Below are 17343 nucleotides of genomic sequence, written 5' to 3' on the forward strand. Positions count from 1 at the left end.
TCGCTCCGCCCCCCTTATCCTGTCGATTGGGCCCGTGGCTCAGAAGCCCATCACCAGCGACACGCCCAGCTTGTTGTCGGTCTTCTCGGTGCCCGGCACCGCTTCCTCGTTATATTCGGTCTGATAGCTGATGCGCGTCGACAGCGTGTCGGTCATCGCCACGTTCAACCCCAGATCGTTATAGGCCGAGAAGCCGGCATCCGAGTTCAGCAGGTCGGTGTCGTTGGTCAGATAGACCGTCTCGTTGAACGCGTGGAAGAACCGCGACGAGGCGATGGCCGCGGCTTCGGTATCGTCCTCGTCATCCTGCGTCTCGACATAGCGCACGCCGGGACCCGCCTGCAGCCGCCAGGTCGTGGTCGGCGTGTTCAGCACGCGAATACCCGGACCGGCGCCGAGGAAGCCGTCGTTCTTGAAGGCGGCGTAGCCGTCATACTGCCAGCGGGCGAGGCCGAAGATGTAGAACTGGTCGTTCAGGTAGTAGTTGGCGTCATAGACGAAGAAGGCTTCCTTCTGGGTCTCGTCGCCGTCGTCCTCGCCCCATTCGACGCCGAAGCCCAGTTCCTGGGTCCACTGCCCGGCGCCATAGCGCACGCGGCCGGCGGCGGCGAGGTCCTGGGTATCGGCATTGCCCGAGCTGCCGGAATAGGTCAGCGCGACCTCGCCCGACCAGCCCTGACGGAAGTTCGCGGGGCCGAAGCGGGCCGCATCCTGCGCATCCTGCAGGTCCTGCTGCGCATCCACCTGGATGTCGTCGATACGGTCGTCGAGCGCGGTGGTGCCGACCAGCGTGCCCTGCGCATGGGCCGCGCCCATCCCCACCAGCAGCGCGAGCGCCGACGGTGCGGCCAGTCTGAAATATGCGTTCATCGGATGTCCTTTCACTGTCACTGCCGCGGGCGTCCCCGCGGTTCCCCTGCCTGCTGATGCGCAACCGGTGCGTGCAGGCTGTGGCCGTCAACGCGTGGTAGCGCAGAGGGGTCCGGACCGCATGTCCTTGATTCATCACGTGTTGCCGAGGGGGCGAGAACCCGCCGCACGCGCAGGCCGGAACCGGCGCCAAATGGCCGGTTCCAGCGGTCACGCCCTTATGAAGGCGGCGTTACCGGCGGAGGGGGCGGCGGGTCTGCAGGGGGCGGCTCGCGGGCGCAGGCACTGGCGCGGGCACGGCCGTCGTCGGCGGCGCTGCCGCGGGCCGGCCGGGACCGCCGGCGCGATCCTCGGGCTCGGCCATGCGCATGACGGCGATGCCGAACTGCACGCCCGCAAAGACGATGGCATTGAAGACCAGCAGCATCACCAGCGCGATCGGACCCGCCTGGGTCCCCAGCAGCAGATGGCGGAGCCCGGCCACGTCCAGCGCGATCAGCAGGCCGACGAAGACGACGGACAGCGCCACGCCGACGAGGATGTTGCGCAGGTAGAGGCGGACGAGTTTCGGCATAGGCGGGCTCCACAGGCGGGCATCGGGGAGGCATCGGCCCCGCGATCCATCCTGCACCCGCGCCGGGGCAGCGTCAGCCCCGCAATCTGCCGCAGCCCGGCCGGGCCCCTTAGAACGCCTCGGGCCGGGCCTCGCGCGCCATGTGGTCCAGCACCGCGTTGACGAAGCCGGGTTCCTTGCCTTCCGGGAAGAAGGCGCGGGCCACGTCGACGAACTCGGAGATCACCACCCGGGGCGGCGTGGCGGCGGTCATCAGTTCCGCCCCCGCCGCACGGAACAGCGCGCGCAGCGTCGGGTCGATCCGGTCGATGGGCCATTTCGCCACCAGCGCCCGGTCGGTCATCTGGTCGATCTTCGCCTGCCACTGCACCGCGTCTTCCAGCAGGCGGCGGAACAGGTCGGGATCGCCCTCGGCCATCTCGTCCTCGTCATAGACCGCGCCGAAGCGATGCGTCTCGAACTCGCGGCGCACCTTGTCGACCGACTGGCCCGCCGCCTCCATCTGGAACAGCGCCTGCACGGCATAGAGCCGGGCCGCCGACTTGCGCTGGCGACGCTCTTCGAGGCTGGGCTTGTGGCGGGGCGTGTCGGTCATGGCGGGCCTTCTTCAGGACGGGATGCCGGCCGAGGCGGGAAGGAAGCCCATGCCCTGCGTCCGGCGCGCCCATTTGCGGGAAAGCGCGACCAGATGCAAGGCCGCCGCCGCCGCGCCGCCGCCCTTGTCCTGTCCGGCCGGATCGGCCCGGACGACCGCCTGTTCGCGGGTCTCGACGGTCAGGATGCCGTTGCCGATGCAGGTGCCCTGCAGGCCGAGCAGCGTCAGTCCGCGCGAGCTGTCGTTGCAGACAGTGTCGTAATGCGTGGTCTCGCCCCGGATCACGCAACCGAGCGCCACGAAGCCGTCATAGTCGGCCAGACGCGCCGCCATGCCGATGGCGGCGGGAATCTCCAGCGCGCCCGGCACCTCGACCAGATCGACGCTGGCGCCGCCGGCCGCGGCGGTGGCCCGCGCGCCCGCGACCAGCGCATCGGCGATGTCGCGGTAATAGGGCGCCACGACGACCAGCAGTTTCACCGGCTTGTCGAAGGCCGGCAGGGGCAGGCTGTAATGGCTTTCGGCGGCGGCCATGCTGTCACTCTCCGAAGGGGCGGGTGCCGGTGATTTCCAGCCCGTAGCCATCGAGGCCGATGATCCGCGGGCGGGTGGAATTGGTTAGAAGCTCGATCCGCGTCAGGCCGAGCGCCGCGAGGATTTCCGCACCCACGCCATACTGGCGCAGCACATGCGGCGACACCTCGCCATCCAGCGGCAGCTTCATCGTCAGGTCGCGCAGCAGCACCACCGCACCCCGGCCCTCGGCGGCGATGGCACGCATCGCGGCGGGCAGGTCGCTGCAGGCGCCCACGCTCAGCACATCGCGCAGCGGATCGAGCGCATGGACCCGCACCAGTACCGGACGGTCGCCGGACAGGTCGCCCTTCGACAGCACGATATGTTCGGCGCCCTGCACGCTGTCGGCGAAGACATGCATGATCCAGTCGCCGCCGTGTTGCGAATGGACCGGCTTCACCGCGCGTTCCGCCACGAGGTTGTCATGCTTGCGCCGGTAGGCGATCAGGTCGGAAATCGTGCCGATCTTCAGCCCGTGCCGTTGAGCGAAGGCCACGAGGTCCGGCAGCCGGGCCATGGTGCCGTCATCGTTCATGATCTCGCAGATCACGCCCGCGGGCTTCAGCCCGGCAAGGCGGCTGATATCCACCGCGGCCTCGGTATGGCCGGCCCGGATCAGCACGCCGCCGTCACGGGCGCGCAGCGGGAAGACATGGCCCGGCGTCGCCAGATCGGCGGCCCCCCGGTCCGGGTCGATGGCGACGGCAATGGTCAGCGCCCGGTCATGCGCCGAGATGCCGGTAGACACGCCCTCGCGCGCCTCGATCGAGACGGTGAAGGCCGTCTCGTGCCGGCTGGAATTCTTCGACGCCATCAGCGGCAGGCCAAGCTGGTCGATCCGCTGCCCGGTCATGGACAGGCAGATCAGCCCGCGGCCATGCGTGGCCATGAAGTTCACCGCCTCGGCGGTCGCCATCTCGGCCGGGATGACGAGGTCGCCCTCGTTCTCGCGGTCCTCGTGGTCGACGAGAATGAACATCCGCCCGTTGCGGGCATCCTCGATGATCTCCTCGACCGACGAGATCGCGTCTGTGTAGTCCGTTCGGGTCTCTGTCATCCTGTCCTCCGGCGACAGATGCCTGATAGCGCAGCGTTCGAGGCTTGACCAGCGCGCCGCCTGCACGCCCGTCCGCCGCCCCTGCACAGGCGCGGCGCGGGGCCGCCGGTCAGGCGGCGGGAAAGAACCGCGCTGCCGGAAGGTGCCCGGCCAGCTGCGCCGCCGCGACCCATTCCCGTTCCAGCGCGGTGTCCGCCACCAGCAGCACCCGGTCCGGCGCATGCGGCGCCACCAGCGACCGCACGGCCCGCCGCAGATCGGCAAAGGACAGCAGGCCCGGCGCCCGGCCGGCATGGTCGATGGCGATGCCCTGCGCGGCGAGGTCGGCGACCAGCCGCTCCGCCGACAGCGGCGGCTGTGCGGCCAGATGCCGGGCCACGCCCCGCTGCGCCGCCAGCTTGTCGCGCCGCGCGGGATCGAGCCTCTGCGCCTCGCGGAACAGCATCAGCGCGTTGGACGAGAACAGGAAGGCCACGAGGTCATGCCCGGTGGTGGCGCGAATCGTCGCATAGCTGCGATAGTCGAGCCCGATCTCTGCCGCCCGCTGCACCCGCAGGCGCACCACCTCCAGCGGCAGGGTCGGCAGCAGATCGGCCCGCGCCTTCTGCCAGCAGGTGCGCCGCCAGGTGCCCCCCGGCTCCAGCGCCGGGCCGCCGTTATGGCCGGGACCGCTCATGGCCGCGCGCCCGTTTCGACCAGCCGGGCGACATAGCGGGCGAGCGTGTCGACCTCGACATTCACCGGATCGCCCGCGGCCGCCGCGCCCCAGGTCGTCGCCGTCAGCGTGTGCGGGATCAGGTTGACGCCGAAATCGCGACCCTCCACCTCGTTTACCGTCAGCGAGGTGCCGTTCAGCGCGATGGACCCCTTGGGCGCGACGAGGAGCGCGAGGTCTTCGGGCAGGCGCAGCCGGGCGCGCAGGCTGCCGCCCTCGGGCGTCAGCGACAGGATCTCGGCCACCCCGTCGACATGGCCTGCCACGATATGGCCGCCCAGTTCGTCGCCGACCTTCAGCGCCCGTTCAAGGTTGATCCCGCGCCCGGCGCGCCACAGGCCGCGTCCGGCGACGCTGCGCGCGACGGTTTCGGCAGAGGCCTGCACCTCGAACCAGCCGCCACTCTCCGCGTCATCCTCCGCCGCGTCGCCGCCGCGCGCCACGACCGTCAGCCCGACGCCGTCGCAGGCAACCGAACGGCCGATGGACAGGCCGGCGCAGCCGCGCGCCGCGATGCGCAGCCGCATCTCGGCCCCCGCCGTGCCCGGCACGGGGCCGGCGGACAGGATCTGGCCGATCTCGGTGACGATGCCGGTGAACAGGGCGCCCTCCGTCTTGCGCGGGACCGTTGTCCTTGCCTAATCCCCGATGCCGCCCTGCGCAAGGCGGGGCCATGCGCAAGCGGGGGCACGCGCCCCATTCCGGCCATTCCCGCGCCATCCCCCTGCCCCGGAGGCGCGACAATGTCCGGCCCTGCGGCAGCGGGCGCCGCCGATCGTGGCGCCGATGCGGCATGACAGGCCGGCGGACTGGTGTATTGAGGGCCGGGGACGGGAACGAACGCATGGACGGCAGGGCGGACGACACGGCAGGGGCGGCGGGACCGGCAGGCAGCGCGGGCGGGGAACCGACCGGCCGCTGCTTCCTGTTCCTGCAAGGCCCGCACGGCCCCTTCTTCGACCGCCTCGCCGCGATGCTGCGCCGTGCCGGCTGCCGCTGTCTGCGGGTGGGGTTCAACCGCGGCGACGAATGGTTCTGGCCCGACCGCGGCAGCTATGTCCCCTATCGCGGTCCCGCCGGGGACTGGCCGGCGGCCCTGCGGGCGATCATCGCCGCGCAGGAGGTGACCGATCTGGTCGTCTATGGCGATACCCGCCCCGTCCATGCCGCCGCGCTGCAGGTGGCGCGCGATCTGGGGCTGACCGTCCATGTGTTCGAGGAAGGCTACCTCCGCCCCTACTGGATCACCTATGAACGCGGCGGCGCGAACGGCCATTCGCGGCTGATGGGCATGTCCGTCGCCACGATGCGCGCCGCGCTGGAACAGTCGCAGATGGAGATGCCCGAGGCGCCCGCCCGCTGGGGCGACATGCGCCACCACGTCTTCTATGGCGCGCTCTACCATTTCTTCGTCCTGTTCCGGAACGGCCGCTATGCCGGGTTCCGCCCGCATCGCAGCATCGGCGTCGGCGCGGAATTCCGGCTGCACCTGCGGCGGCTGGTGCTGATGCCGCTGCATGCGCTGGAACGGATGCTGGAGACATGGCGCATCCGGCAGGGCGGCTTTCCCTATCACCTCGTGCTGATGCAACTGGAACATGACGCGAGCTTTCGCGAACACGGGCCCTTCGCCCGGATGGGCGATTTCATCGAAACGGTGCTCGACGGCTTCGCCCGGGGCGCGCCGGGGCACCATCACCTCGTCTTCAAGGCGCATCCGCTGGAAGACGGGCGCGCGCCGCTCGTGGCTGATATCCGGCGCATGGCCCGGGCGATGGGCGTGGCGGAGCGCGTGCATTTCGTCCGCGGCGGCAAGCTGGCGAGCCTGCTGAACAATGCCCGCTCGGCGGTGACGGTCAATTCCACCGCCGCGCAGCAGGTGCTGTGGCGCGGGCTGCCGCTGAAGGCGCTCGGCCGGGCCGTCTATTCCCAGCCGGAATTCTGCTCGCCCCAGCCGATGGCCGAGTTCTTCGCCCGGCCCCGCCGGCCCGATACCCGCGCCTACCGCGATTATCGCCACTATCTGCTGGAAACCTCGCAGGTGCCGGGCGGCTTCTACTCCTCGCGGGGGCGGCGGCACGCGCTACGACAGGTGGTGGACATGATGCTGTCGCCCGAGGATCCCTATGACGCGCTTCTGTCCGGTCATGCGGCTCCGCGGCAGCAGTTGCGCGTCGTGCAATAAGCAGACTGGCTTTTTCGGCCCGGATTCCGTAAGTTTGCACAAAAAAGACGAGGCAGGTTCCGCTACAAGGAGCGTTAGGCAGTGAAAGTGAAACGATTCCGCGCGGCCAACGCGCTTGTCCTGCTTGCCGTGACCGTCGCGGTAGCGGGCTGCGGGCTTCCCCGGTCCGGCCCCAACAAGCGCGAGATCTTCGCCGGTTCGGTCGAACGCCAAGGCAATGCCTTCGTCGTCTCCGTCAACGAACGGGTGACCCGGGCCACCGCGGTCGTGCCGGCGCTCGGCTTCTCGCGCGCCTTCGTCAATGCGGGCGTCGTCGGGTCGGACACGATCCAGCCGGGCGACGTGCTGGGACTGACGGTCTGGGAAAACGTCGATGACGGGCTTCTGTCGATGGAAGGCGCGCCCGCCACGCAACTGTCCGAGGTTCAGGTCGATGGCGAGGGCTATATCTTCGTGCCCTATGCCGGCCGGCTGCGCGCCGCCGGCAATTCGCCCGAGGCGCTGCGCCGGATCATCACCGAAAAGCTCGACGCCCAGACTCCGGACCCGCAGGTTTCGGTGACGCGGCTGGCCGGCGACGGCTCCACCGTCACCCTCCTGGGCGCGGTGGGCGCGCAGGGCGTGCAGCCGATCGAACGGCCGACGCGGACGCTCGCCTCGATGATCGCGCAGGCGGGCGGCGTCGCGATCGAGCCCGAGACGGCGAAGATCACCGTCACCCGCGGCAGCCATGTCGGCACGATCTGGCTGACCGACCTCTATCGCAACCCGCAGCTCGACATCGCGCTGCGCCCCGGCGACAAGATCGTGGTGGAACAGGACGACCGTTCCTTCACCGCGCTCGGCGCGACCGGCGGCCAGACCCGGGTGCGCTTCGACACGCAGACGATTTCCGCCATCGAGGCCATCGCGCAGGTGGGCGGGCTGAACACCGCGCTGGCGGACCCGACCGGCGTCTTCGTCTTCCGCAACGAAAAGGCCGAGATCGCCAATTCCGTGCTGGGCCGCAGCGACCTGCGCGGCGATCAGCGCATGGTCTATGTGCTGGACCTGACGCAGCCCACCGGCATGTTCGAGGCGCGGGATTTCGTGATCCGCGACCAGGACACGGTCTATGTCACCGAGGCGCCTTTCGTGCAGTGGCAAAAGACGCTGTCGGCGCTGACCGGCACCGCGAATTCCGCCAATTCGGTCGCGGCACTCGGCGCCGGCGGCTGACCGTATGTCCACCGCACCGTATCCAGCCGCCGGGGCCACTCCCCGGCGGCTGTTCTTTCGCAACGCGGGCTTCCTGTGGCAGCGCGAGGTGCGCGAGATGCTGGCGGCGGCGGGCTGGCCGCTGACGCTCGGCCGGCCGGCGCCCGAGGATGCGGTCGCGGTCTGGGGCCACAGTCCCCATGCCGGACGCGGCGAGGCGCTGGCGGCGCGGCAGGGACTGCCGCTGGTGCGGATCGAGGATGCCTTCCTGCGCTCGGTCCATCCCGGCCGGGCCGGGGGCGGCCCGCCGCTGGGGCTGCTGCTGGATGCCACGGGCGGCGCGCATTATGCCGGCGGCGCACCCTCGGCGCTGGAGGCGCTGATCCGCGCGAACCCGCTGGACGACAGTCACCTTTTGCAACGCGCGCGGGATGGTATCGGCAGGATACGGGCGCTGGAACTGTCGAAATACAACAATTCCGATCTGTCGCTGCAGGCCCCGCCTCCCGGCTATGTGCTGGTGGTGGACCAGACGCGCGGCGATGCGTCGATCCGGCTGGGCGGCGCCAGTGCCGCCACCTTCCGCGAGATGCTGGTGGCGGCGCAGCTGGACCATCCGCAGGCCCGGATCCTGATCCGCGCCCATCCCGAGACCCGGGCAGGGGGCCGGCCCGGCCATTACGGCGCCCCCGACGCCACCGGCCGCATCGCCCTGCTGACGGACCCCGTATCGCCTTGGCGGCTGCTGGATGGCGCGATTGCGGTCTATACCGTCTCGTCGCAGCTGGGGTTCGAGGCGATCCTCGCGGGGCACCGGCCGCAGGTCTTCGGCCTGCCCTTCTATGCCGGCTGGGGCCTGACCGAAGATCGCCAGCCCCTGCCCCGCCGCGACCGCCGCCTGACCCGGGCGCAGCTGTTCGCCGCGGCGATGATCCTGTCGCCGCTCTGGTGGGATCCCTGCCGGCGGCGGCCCTGCAGCTTTGAAGAGGCGGTGGACCAGCTGGAGGCCGACACCCGCGCCTTCCGCGAGGATGGCCGGGGCCATGTCGCCCTGAGCATGCGCCTGTGGAAACGGGGGCGGCTGGCGCAGGTCTTCGGCCGCGAACGGCGGCTGGTCTTCGCGGGCAGCCCCGGCAGCGCAATCCGCAAGGCGCGGGCCAGCGGGCGCGGGCTGATGGTCTGGGCCGGGAAGGAAACGCCGGAACTGACCACGCCCGACCTGCCGCTGCTGCGGGTCGAGGACGGCTTCCTGCGCTCGCGCGGTCTGGGGGCGGACCTGGTGCCGCCGCTGTCGCTGGTCACCGATCCGGACGGGATCTATTATGACCCCACCCGCCCCAGCCGGCTGGAGGCGCTGATCGCCGCGCCGCCCCCGCCCGGCGGCATCGGCCGGGCCGAACGGCTGGTGGCGCAGCTCGTCCGCGCGGGCGTCACCAAATACAACCTCGCCGGTGCGGCGCCGGTGTTGCCGGACGGGCATCGGATCCTTGTGCCCGGACAGGTCGAGGACGACGCCTCGATCCGCCTCGGCGCGGGCGAGGCCCGTCGCAACCTTGACCTTTTGCAACTTGTGCGCGCCAAAAACCCCCGCGCAGTGATCGTCTACAAGCCGCATCCCGATGTTTTGGCCGGTCTGCGCCCCGGCGCCGTGCCGCGCGAAACGGCGCTGACACTGGCCGACGCGGTGCTGGAGGAGGGCGATCCCGCCGCCCTTCTGGGCCTGGTGCAGGAGGTCTGGACCATGACCTCGACCCTCGGGTTCGAGGCGCTGTTGCGCGGCGTTCCCGTCACCTGTCTCGGGGCGCCCTTCTATGCCGGCTGGGGCCTGACCCGCGATCTGGGGCCGGTGCCCGACCGCCGCCGCGCCGCCCGGGACAGGGCGCGGCCAGAGCTGATGCAGTTCGTCCATGCCGCGCTGGTCGCCTATCCCCGCTATTTCGACCCCGTCAGCCGCCGCCCCTGTCCGCCGGAAGTGGCGGTCGAGCGGCTGGCCACGGGCACCGTCCCGCGCCCGGGGCCGGGCAACCGGCTGCTGGCCAAGGCCCAAGGCCTGTTCGCCGCGCAGTCCTGGCTCTGGCGCTAGCGGTCGCGAACCCAGTGATGCAGCACATCGCCGCCCACCACCCGCGTCTCGATCAGCCGGAAGCGCGGCGCATCGGCCAGCGCGGGGTGATCGAGCGGGCCGAGTGCCGCGCGCCCCGCCGCCCCGAGCGCCAGCCCGGCGGTGAAGCCCGTCACCTCGTCCACCAGCCCGCGCTGCAGCAGGCTCGCCGCCAGCCGGCCCCCGCCTTCGCAGAAGACCCGCGTCAGCCCGCGCGCGCCGAGCGCCGCCAGCATCGCCGCCGGATCGAGCCCGTCGCTGGCGCCCTCCGGCACCTCGATCAGCGTCGCCCCGGCCTGCTGCCATGCCGCGCGCGCGGCCTCGGGCGCCGCCCTGCCATGCAGCAGCCAGACCGGCCCCTGATCCAGCGAGGCGAGAAGCCGCCCGCGCGGCAGGTCCAGCCGCGCGGCGGCCACGATCCGCACCGGTTGACGCTGGGACCCCAGCCCGCGCACCGTCAGCAGCGGATCATCCGCGCGCGCCGTGCCCGCGCCGACCAGCACCGCGTCATGCCGCGCCCGCATCCCGTGAACCAGATGCCGCGCCTCGGGCCCGGTGATCCAGCGGCTTTCGCCGGTGGCGGTGGCGATCCGCCCGTCGAAACTGGTCGCGAGCTTCAGCGTGACCATCGGCCGGCCCTGCCGGATGCGGGTCAGGAAGCCGCGCTGCGCCGCCTCGGCCTCGGCCGACAGAACGCCGGTCGTGACCGCGACCCCGGCCGCGCGCAGGATGTCATGGCCGCGGCCGGCGACCCGGGGATCGGGATCCTCCAGCGCGGTGACGACGCGCGCCACGCCCGCTGCCACCAGCGCCCCGGCGCAGGGCGGGGTCTGCCCGTGATGGGCGCAGGGTTCGAGGCTGACATAGGCGGTGGCGCCCCGGGCCGCCGCCCCGGCCTGGGCCAGCGCCTGCGGTTCGGCATGGGGCCGGCCGCCATCGGCGGTCCAGCCGCGGCCGAGGATGCGCCCGTCGGCCACGACGACGCAGCCCACGGCCGGGTTCGGCCAGACCCGCCCCAATCCCCGGCGGCCGAGCGCGATCGCCAGCGCCATGAAGCGCCGGTCGGCCTCGGCCGGGGACAGGCTCACTCTTCCGCGCCGGGATGCGGCCGCAGTTCCGAGACGAACTTGTCGAAATCGTCCGCGGCCTGGAAGTTCTTGTAGACGCTGGCAAAGCGCACATAGGCCACGGTGTCGATCCGGGCCAGCGTCTCCATCACGATCTCGCCGATGACCTTGGAGGGGATATCGGTGTCGCCCAGGCTTTCCAGCCGCCGCACGATGCCGGAAATCATCTGGTCGATGCGTTCCGGCTCGATTGGACGTTTCTGCATCGCGATGCGGATCGAGCGTTCCAGCTTGGTCCGGTCGAATTCCTCGCGCTTGCCGCTGGTCTTGATCACCACGAGGTCGCGCAGCTGCACCCGTTCGTAGGTGGTGAAGCGGCCCCCGCAGGCCGGGCAGAACCGGCGGCGGCGGATGGCCACATGATCTTCCGCAGGACGCGAGTCCTTCACCTGCGTGTCGACATTGCCGCAAAACGGGCAGCGCATGGCCCTCTCCCTCGTCCCGGTCCGGTCTTTTTCCGCAGCACTATAGGAGACGACCGAGTCGTTGGGTAGAGGCTTTGGCCCGCCACAAGATGCTGATCCGTGCCTGTGGCGCGGCGGACTCAGGGTTGAGGTCGCGAACGCGGTCGGAGATTTCAAAGCATGCGTGCTGGAACAAGAGACAATCTGGAAAGTTGTTGGGGGCGTTGACGAAATCGGAAACCAATCTTTCGGGCACATCAATTAGCCAGCGACAAAGTCTTTGATTTGCGGCAAAATCATGTCAAATTCCTGACGGTAGCCATCATGCGTCGCATCCCCCTTTCCGCCGTCCTTGCCATCGCCCTGACCGGCACCGCCACCGCGGCGACGCTGCCCGCGACCGGGGGCTATTCCTCGCTGCCGATGATCGCGAGCGTCGCCGGCCCGTTCGACCTGCCCGAAGACCCGCTGGGCCTGCTGGCCCCGGCAGAGACCGGGCTAGGCGACCTGCCGCCCGGCGTCAGCCTGCCCGCGACGAACTTCGGTGGCCCGGCGCCGACGGGGGTGCCCGACGGCCTGTCATCCTGCGTGCCGCTGAAACTGCGCCCCGCCCCGCGCCAGGGGCAGGTCACGCCAGAGGTCACGGGGCGCGATGCCGCGGACCTGACGGTGGCGGCGCCGCATGGCCCGGTCGCCGGGGCGGCGGATTGCCTGAAAGTGTCCGATCCGCTGGAATTCGGCGCGCTCGGCCAAGGCTATGGTTATGGTTCGGGCGGCGGGGTCGGCCGTGGCGAGGGTGAGGGCGAGGGCGGCGGCGGAGACCCCGAACTGCCGCCGGTGCCGCTGCCCGCGAGCCTGCCGCTGCTGCTGTCGGGGCTGGCGGTCTTGGGACTGGTCCGCGGCCGGCGCGCGGGCTGATCGGGGCCGGGAAGGCCACCCCGGCGCCGTCGCACCTCAGTCGCGGTTGCCGATCCGCCTGCGGTTCTCGCACAGCTGCTGCGCCGTCGCGGCGCTGAGGCTGCCATCGTCGCGGCCGATCACCACCAGCCCGGTGCCGCCGCCGCCCGCCTGCGTCACCGAAAACCGCAGGTCCTGCCCCGGCCGCGCCCGTTCGGGCGTCAGCCGAAACACCCGCGTGTCGGGCCGAAGCCCGAGATGACCGATGACGAAATCGCCCGCCGCACACCAGTAGTCCGAGGTGCGCGACCCGGGGCGGTAATCGACGGTAAAGGCCTCGCCGGACCCGTCCACGGACAGGCCGTTCTGTGCGGGCCAGGCCTGCGCCGGCCCCGGCACGGCACCGGACAGTGCTGCGATGACGAGTGCGGCAGCAACCGCGGTCTTGGTCCACATGGCATAGCCCCCTTGCAGGTCGTTCCTGTAATCTAGGCGCAGGCGGCCTGCGGACAATGGCTCAGCCGGCGGCGCGCAGCAGGTCCAGCCACCGCGCCGCGGTCGCCGGGTCAGGAATGCGCAGCAGAACCTCGCCCGCCTTGCTGACGCGGGCTTCGGGCAGGGCCGCCAGAAGATCGGGCACCGACAGCCGGCCGCGGCGCAGCTCCGGCTTGCGGATATAGGCCAGCACCCAAGAGTCGGCCGGGGTGAGCGCGAGGCACCATTCGCCGTCGCGTTCCACCCGCAGCGTATCGACGAAGCCCTTTTCGTGCGGTTGCACGGTCAGGCCCATGGCCGCAATCCCCTCGACCAGCAGGTCGAAGGCCGCCGCCGCCTCGGGGGTGCCGATCGCCTCGCGCAGCGCGGCGACCGTGAGGCTGTCCGGTTCACTGGTCAAGGAAGCTCCGCAGCTTGCGCGACCGGCTGGGATGCTTCAGCTTGCGCAGCGCCTTGGCCTCGATCTGGCGGATCCGCTCGCGGGTGACGCTGAACTGCTGGCCCACCTCTTCCAGCGTATGGTCGGTGTTCATGCCGATGCCGAAGCGCATCCGCAGGACCCGCTCCTCGCGCGGGGTGAGGCTGGCCAGAACCCGCGTCGTCGTCTCCTTCAGGTTCTCCTGAATGGCGCTGTCGAGCGGCAGGATCGCGTTCTTGTCCTCGATGAAATCGCCGAGCTGGCTGTCCTCCTCGTCCCCGATCGGGGTTTCGAGGCTGATCGGCTCCTTGGCGATCTTCATCACCTTGCGGACCTTTTCCAGCGGCATCTGCAGCTTTTCGGCCAGCTCTTCCGGCGTCGGTTCGCGGCCGATCTCGTGCAGCATCTGCCGGCCGGTGCGGACCAGCTTGTTGATCGTCTCGATCATGTGCACCGGGATGCGGATGGTCCGCGCCTGATCGGCGATGGACCGGGTGATCGCCTGCCGGATCCACCAGGTCGCATAGGTCGAGAACTTGTAGCCGCGGCGATACTCGAACTTGTCCACCGCCTTCATCAGGCCGATGTTGCCTTCCTGGATCAGGTCGAGGAACTGCAGCCCGCGGTTCGTGTATTTCTTGGCGATCGAGATCACCAGCCGCAGGTTGGCCTCGACCATTTCCTTCTTGGCCTGCCGGGCTTCCTTCTCGCCCTTCTGCACCTGGTTGACGATGCGGCGGAATTCGCTGATGTCGACGCCCACATACTGGCCGACCTGCGCCATCTCGCCGCGCAGATCCTCGACCTTGTCGCGGCTCTTGTCGAACAGCGCCGACCAGCCGCGCCCGCCCTTGGCGATCATCCGGTCGATCCAGGCGGGGTCCAGTTCATAGCCGCGATAGGCGTCGATGAATTCGCGCCGGTTGATCCGCGCCGCATCGGCCAGCTTCACCATGTTCGAGTCGATCGACATGATCCGCTTGTTGATGCCGTACAGCTGGTCGATCAGCGCCTCGATCCGGTTGTTGTGCAGGTGAAGCTCGTTCACCAGCTGCACCATCTCGCTCCGCAGCTTCTGATAGGCGATCTCGGCGGCGGCGTCGAAGCTGCCATCCTCGTTCAGCGTGGCCGACATGCGCTGGTCCTGCATCTCGGCCAGCCGCCCGTAATCATTGGCGATGACCTCGAGCGTTTCCAGCACCTTGGGCTTCAGCGCCGCTTCCATCGCGGCCAGCGACATCGCCGAGGCCTCGTCATCCTCCTCGTCGTCGTCGGACCGCAGGATCGGGTTGCCGTCGGCATCGAGCTCCGGCTCGTCATTGCCGGACTTGCGCGCCGGGGCGGCGCCCACCTCGGCCCCTTCCACCACCGGCTCGTCCAGTTCGTCATCGCCGTCGAGCGACCGGCCGAAGGTCGCCTCGAGGTCGATCACGTCGCGCAGCAGGATGTCTTCCGACAGCAGTTCGTCGCGCCAGATGGTGATGGCCTGAAAGGTCAGCGGGCTTTCGCACAGGCCCGCGATCATCGTGTTGCGCCCGGCCTCGATCCGCTTGGCGATGGCGATCTCGCCCTCGCGGCTCAGCAGCTCCACCGACCCCATCTCGCGCAGATACATGCGCACCGGGTCGTCGGTGCGGTCCAGCGTCTCGGTCTGGGTGGTGGCGACGGCGATCTCGCGCGAACCCGAGGTTTCCACCACCTCGCCGGCGCTTTCGCCCTCTTCGGCCTCGTCATCCTCGATGACGTTGATGCCCATCTCGGAGAGCATCGACATCACGTCCTCGATCTGCTCCGAAGACACCTGTTCCGGGGGCAGGACGGAATTCAGCTGGTCGTAGGTGATGTACCCACGCTCGCGCGCCTCCGCGATCATCCGCTTGACCGCCGCCTGGCTCATGTCGAGCGAGTGTTCGGCTTCCTGCTCTTCCGGTTTCAGATCTTCGGTGTCTTTGGCGGCCATGTGGGCTCCTCTGGCGCGGCTCGAAGCGTCGTCACGGCGGACATCTGCGATTCGTGTTCCGGGGCGAAATCCCGAATCATGTCCGACTCTCTTAGCGAATCGCAGGGCGGAGTCACAGGCCGGACTCGCCTTGCGCTTGGGTGCCGGACGGGCCGGACAAGGGCGGGTTCAGTTCCGCTTCTTGCGCCAGACCTCTCCGTCGATCAGGGCCTGCAGTTCGGCCGACAGGGCCGCCCGGTCCTCGCCCAGGTCGTCTGCGTCCTCCAGTTGCGGTCTCTCGGCGCGGTGTCGGGCCTCGGCGGCCTGGTTCAGCCGCCACGTCACCCCCTCGTCGGCCAGACCGGCGAGATCCTCCATCGCATCCTCGATCTCGGCCCGCGCTCCGCGGCGCGCCTCCAGCTTGGCCAGTTCCTCGGCCAGACACAGTCCGGCCAGGTCGGAATCGTCGGTGTTGCGGACGGGCGGGGCGATGGACACATGGGGCAGGGCCAGGACCGTTTCAAGAACACCGCCCGCATCGGCAAGAATTCGTTTAGCAAAATCCGGCCCCGGCGCATGGCCATGCGCCAGCAGCGCCCGGCGCAGCCGGTCATGGCCCTCGCCCGTCAGCACCAGCATCTCGATCTGGCTCTCGAACCGGGCGATGCACGAAGGATGCCGGGCACAGATGGCGAGGATCAGCGCCTCGCGCAGCACCTCCTCGATCTCCGGCCCTGCGGCGGCCAGCAGCGACATCCGCGTGCTGGCCAGGGGCAGCACCGGACCCTGCGCCCGCCAGCCGCCGCCGGGCCGGAAGCCCGCGCCGCCGCCCGACCCGAAGCCTGCGCCAGGCCCGCCCTGCCAGCGTCCGGCCCGCGGAGCCGGCCCGCGCTGGTCGCCGCCGCCGAACAGCCGGCCGCGCAGGCGACGGATCTCCTCGGCGTAATGCGCCCTGATCGAGGGGTCGCGGATCCGCTGGATCACCGCGCGCAGGTCCTTGTCCAGGGCCGCCCGCCGTTCGGGGCTGTCGAGCACGCGGCCCTCCGTCTCGCGCGACCACAGCAGGTCCACCATCGGCCGCGCGCGGTCGATCTGCGCCTGCATCGCGGCCGGCCCCTGCGCGCGGATCAGGTCGTCCGGGTCCATCCCCTGCGGCAGGATCACGAAGCGCAGCCCCTGCCCCGCCTCGATCAGCGGCAGGGCGAGGTCGATCAGCCGCATCGCCGCCCGCAGGCCCGCCTTGTCGCCGTCGAGCGCCACCAGCGGTTCCGGCGCGATCCGCCACAGCAGCCGCAACTGGTCTTCGGTGATCGCGGTCCCGAGGGGCGCGACCGCACCGCCGAACCCGGCTTCGGACAGCGCGATCACGTCCATATAGCCCTCGGCGACCAGCAGGGGCGCGCCCTTCGCCACCGCCTCGCGCGCCGGCGCCTGATTGTAGAGGTTGCGGCCCTTGTCGAAGATCTCGGTCTCGGGACCGTTGAGATACTTGGCGCGGGCATTCGGGTCCATCGACCGGCCGCCAAGGCTGATCGCCCGGCCGCGCGCATCGCGGATCGGAAAGATGATCCGGCCCCGGAACCGGTCATAGGGGGCACCGCCGTCCTCGGGCCGCGCGCACAGCCCCGCATCGACCAGCAGCTCGGGCGCGACGCCCTTGGCCGTCATCGCCCGGAACAGCCCCTGCCGGTCATCGGGGGCAAAGCCAATGCCGAAACGCTCCTGCCCGTCCGGCCCCAGCTTGCGGCGGTCGAGGTAGTCGCGCGCCCCGGCCGCGGCCGAGGTGCGCAGCTGCAGGCGGTACCATTTCACCGCCTCTTCCATCACCGCGACCAGTTCCGTGCGCCGGTCGGCCCGCTGCGCCGCCTGCGGGTCGCGGGCGGGCATGGTCATCCCCGCCTCGCGCGCGAGCGATTCCACCGCCTCCATAAAGCCGATGTTCTCGGTCTCGCGCAGGAAGGTCAGCGCGTCGCCCTTCGCATGGCATCCGAAGCAGTAGTAGAAGCCCTTGCGGTCATCGACGTGGAAGCTGGCCGATTTTTCCTGATGGAAGGGACAGGGCGCCCACCAGTCGCCCTTGGCCTGGTTCGACTTGCGGTTGTCCCAGATCACCTTGCGGCCGACGACCCGGCTCAGCACCGTTCGGTTGCGCAGGTCGTCGAGGAAGCCGGGCGGGAGACTCATGCCCCTTCA

The 17343-nt window shown here is 70.2% G+C and carries 17 protein-coding genes; 4 read left to right on the plus strand and 13 right to left on the minus strand.

The features are described from left to right. Positions 1-39 precede the first annotated feature (39 nt). The 7 genes from EEY80_RS13110 to EEY80_RS13140 form a co-directional block, all read right to left on the minus strand. A complete protein-coding gene (locus EEY80_RS13110; RefSeq protein WP_126977039.1) occupies positions 40-870 on the minus strand; it encodes a DUF481 domain-containing protein in 831 nt (276 codons plus the stop codon). A 232-nt stretch (positions 871-1102) separates the two neighbouring features. Continuing rightward, positions 1103-1444 (minus strand): hypothetical protein, encoded by a 342-nt coding sequence (locus EEY80_RS13115; protein WP_126977041.1) that lies wholly within the window; start codon positions 1442-1444, stop codon positions 1103-1105. A 109-nt stretch (positions 1445-1553) separates the two neighbouring features. Next, the gene (gene nusB, locus EEY80_RS13120; RefSeq protein WP_126977043.1) at positions 1554-2039 is read right to left on the minus strand and encodes a transcription antitermination factor NusB; all 486 of its coding nucleotides are present in this window, start codon (positions 2037-2039) and stop codon (positions 1554-1556) included. A 12-nt stretch (positions 2040-2051) separates the two neighbouring features. Beyond that, positions 2052-2573, minus strand: coding sequence for a 6,7-dimethyl-8-ribityllumazine synthase (locus EEY80_RS13125; RefSeq protein WP_126977045.1), 522 nt, complete (start codon positions 2571-2573; stop codon positions 2052-2054). Positions 2574-2577: 4 nt separating this feature from the next. Continuing rightward, positions 2578-3672, minus strand: a complete 1095-nt coding sequence (gene ribB / locus EEY80_RS13130; protein WP_126977047.1) for a 3,4-dihydroxy-2-butanone-4-phosphate synthase — start codon at positions 3670-3672, stop codon at positions 2578-2580. A 109-nt stretch (positions 3673-3781) separates the two neighbouring features. Beyond that, positions 3782-4348, minus strand: coding sequence for a hypothetical protein (locus EEY80_RS13135; protein WP_126977049.1), 567 nt, complete (start codon positions 4346-4348; stop codon positions 3782-3784). Beyond that, positions 4345-4989: a riboflavin synthase gene (locus EEY80_RS13140; RefSeq protein ID WP_126977051.1), complete on the minus strand. Its 645-nt coding sequence runs from the start codon at positions 4987-4989 to the stop codon at positions 4345-4347. Before EEY80_RS13140 ends, EEY80_RS13135 begins: the two co-directional genes overlap by 4 nt. Positions 4990-5231: 242 nt before the next feature. Between EEY80_RS13140 and EEY80_RS13145 the strand changes: the two genes are divergently transcribed. From EEY80_RS13145 to EEY80_RS13155, 3 genes are all read left to right on the plus strand, one after another. After that, positions 5232-6572 (plus strand): capsule biosynthesis protein, encoded by a 1341-nt coding sequence (locus EEY80_RS13145; RefSeq protein ID WP_126977053.1) that lies wholly within the window; start codon positions 5232-5234, stop codon positions 6570-6572. Between the two features lie 81 nt (positions 6573-6653). Beyond that, positions 6654-7790, plus strand: a complete 1137-nt coding sequence (locus tag EEY80_RS13150; protein WP_126977055.1) for a polysaccharide biosynthesis/export family protein — start codon at positions 6654-6656, stop codon at positions 7788-7790. 4 nt (positions 7791-7794) lie between these two features. Next, the gene (locus tag EEY80_RS13155; RefSeq protein WP_126977057.1) at positions 7795-9852 is read left to right on the plus strand and encodes a capsular polysaccharide biosynthesis protein; all 2058 of its coding nucleotides are present in this window, start codon (positions 7795-7797) and stop codon (positions 9850-9852) included. On the opposite strand, the gene ribD is transcribed toward EEY80_RS13155, so the two are convergent. Both ribD and nrdR read right to left on the minus strand, forming a co-directional pair. Further along, complete coding sequence (gene ribD, locus EEY80_RS13160) at positions 9849-10958, minus strand: bifunctional diaminohydroxyphosphoribosylaminopyrimidine deaminase/5-amino-6-(5-phosphoribosylamino)uracil reductase RibD (protein ID WP_268885655.1); 1110 nt, start codon at positions 10956-10958, stop codon at positions 9849-9851. The two genes, EEY80_RS13155 and ribD, sit on opposite strands and share 4 nt — an antisense overlap. Further along, positions 10955-11422 carry a transcriptional regulator NrdR gene (gene nrdR / locus EEY80_RS13165; RefSeq protein ID WP_126977059.1) on the minus strand — a complete coding sequence of 156 codons (468 nt, stop codon included), beginning with the start codon at positions 11420-11422 and terminating at the stop codon, positions 10955-10957. Before nrdR ends, ribD begins: the two co-directional genes overlap by 4 nt. A gap of 303 nt (positions 11423-11725) precedes the next feature. On the opposite strand from nrdR, the gene EEY80_RS13170 reads away from it, so the two are divergent. Further along, complete coding sequence (locus EEY80_RS13170; RefSeq protein WP_126977061.1) at positions 11726-12319, plus strand: VPLPA-CTERM sorting domain-containing protein; 594 nt, start codon at positions 11726-11728, stop codon at positions 12317-12319. Between the two features lie 36 nt (positions 12320-12355). On the opposite strand, the gene EEY80_RS13175 is transcribed toward EEY80_RS13170, so the two are convergent. The 4 genes from EEY80_RS13175 to dnaG form a co-directional block, all read right to left on the minus strand. After that, positions 12356-12754 carry a hypothetical protein gene (locus EEY80_RS13175; protein WP_126977063.1) on the minus strand — a complete coding sequence of 133 codons (399 nt, stop codon included), beginning with the start codon at positions 12752-12754 and terminating at the stop codon, positions 12356-12358. Between the two features lie 61 nt (positions 12755-12815). Continuing rightward, the gene (locus EEY80_RS13180; RefSeq protein ID WP_126977065.1) at positions 12816-13193 is read right to left on the minus strand and encodes a hypothetical protein; all 378 of its coding nucleotides are present in this window, start codon (positions 13191-13193) and stop codon (positions 12816-12818) included. After that, positions 13183-15171, minus strand: a complete 1989-nt coding sequence (gene rpoD, locus EEY80_RS13185) for an RNA polymerase sigma factor RpoD (RefSeq protein ID WP_126977067.1) — start codon at positions 15169-15171, stop codon at positions 13183-13185. Before rpoD ends, EEY80_RS13180 begins: the two co-directional genes overlap by 11 nt. A 168-nt stretch (positions 15172-15339) precedes the next feature. Further along, complete coding sequence (gene dnaG, locus EEY80_RS13190) at positions 15340-17334, minus strand: DNA primase (protein WP_126977069.1); 1995 nt, start codon at positions 17332-17334, stop codon at positions 15340-15342. Between the last annotated feature and the right edge of the window lie 9 nt (positions 17335-17343).

It is taken from the genome of Frigidibacter oleivorans, assembly GCF_003993775.1.
In the GTDB taxonomy this organism is placed as follows: Bacteria; Pseudomonadota; Alphaproteobacteria; order Rhodobacterales; family Rhodobacteraceae; genus Frigidibacter; species Frigidibacter oleivorans.

What these genes read in the sequence shown, in the direction of transcription:
- EEY80_RS13110 (WP_126977039.1), bottom strand. Translation starts at nt 870, where the DNA reads ATGAACGCATATTTCAGACTGGCCGCACCGTCGGCGCTCGCGCTGCTG.
- EEY80_RS13115 (WP_126977041.1), bottom strand. Translation starts at nt 1,444, where the DNA reads ATGCCGAAACTCGTCCGCCTCTACCTGCGCAACATCCTCGTCGGCGTG.
- nusB (WP_126977043.1), bottom strand. Translation starts at nt 2,039, where the DNA reads ATGACCGACACGCCCCGCCACAAGCCCAGCCTCGAAGAGCGTCGCCAG.
- EEY80_RS13125 (WP_126977045.1), bottom strand. Translation starts at nt 2,573, where the DNA reads ATGGCCGCCGCCGAAAGCCATTACAGCCTGCCCCTGCCGGCCTTCGAC.
- ribB (WP_126977047.1), bottom strand. Translation starts at nt 3,672, where the DNA reads ATGACAGAGACCCGAACGGACTACACAGACGCGATCTCGTCGGTCGAG.
- EEY80_RS13135 (WP_126977049.1), bottom strand. Translation starts at nt 4,348, where the DNA reads ATGAGCGGTCCCGGCCATAACGGCGGCCCGGCGCTGGAGCCGGGGGGC.
- EEY80_RS13145 (WP_126977053.1), top strand. Translation starts at nt 5,232, where the DNA reads ATGGACGGCAGGGCGGACGACACGGCAGGGGCGGCGGGACCGGCAGGC.
- EEY80_RS13155 (WP_126977057.1), top strand. Translation starts at nt 7,795, where the DNA reads ATGTCCACCGCACCGTATCCAGCCGCCGGGGCCACTCCCCGGCGGCTG.
- nrdR (WP_126977059.1), bottom strand. Translation starts at nt 11,422, where the DNA reads ATGCGCTGCCCGTTTTGCGGCAATGTCGACACGCAGGTGAAGGACTCG.
- EEY80_RS13170 (WP_126977061.1), top strand. Translation starts at nt 11,726, where the DNA reads ATGCGTCGCATCCCCCTTTCCGCCGTCCTTGCCATCGCCCTGACCGGC.
- EEY80_RS13175 (WP_126977063.1), bottom strand. Translation starts at nt 12,754, where the DNA reads ATGTGGACCAAGACCGCGGTTGCTGCCGCACTCGTCATCGCAGCACTG.
- rpoD (WP_126977067.1), bottom strand. Translation starts at nt 15,171, where the DNA reads ATGGCCGCCAAAGACACCGAAGATCTGAAACCGGAAGAGCAGGAAGCC.
- dnaG (WP_126977069.1), bottom strand. Translation starts at nt 17,334, where the DNA reads ATGAGTCTCCCGCCCGGCTTCCTCGACGACCTGCGCAACCGAACGGTG.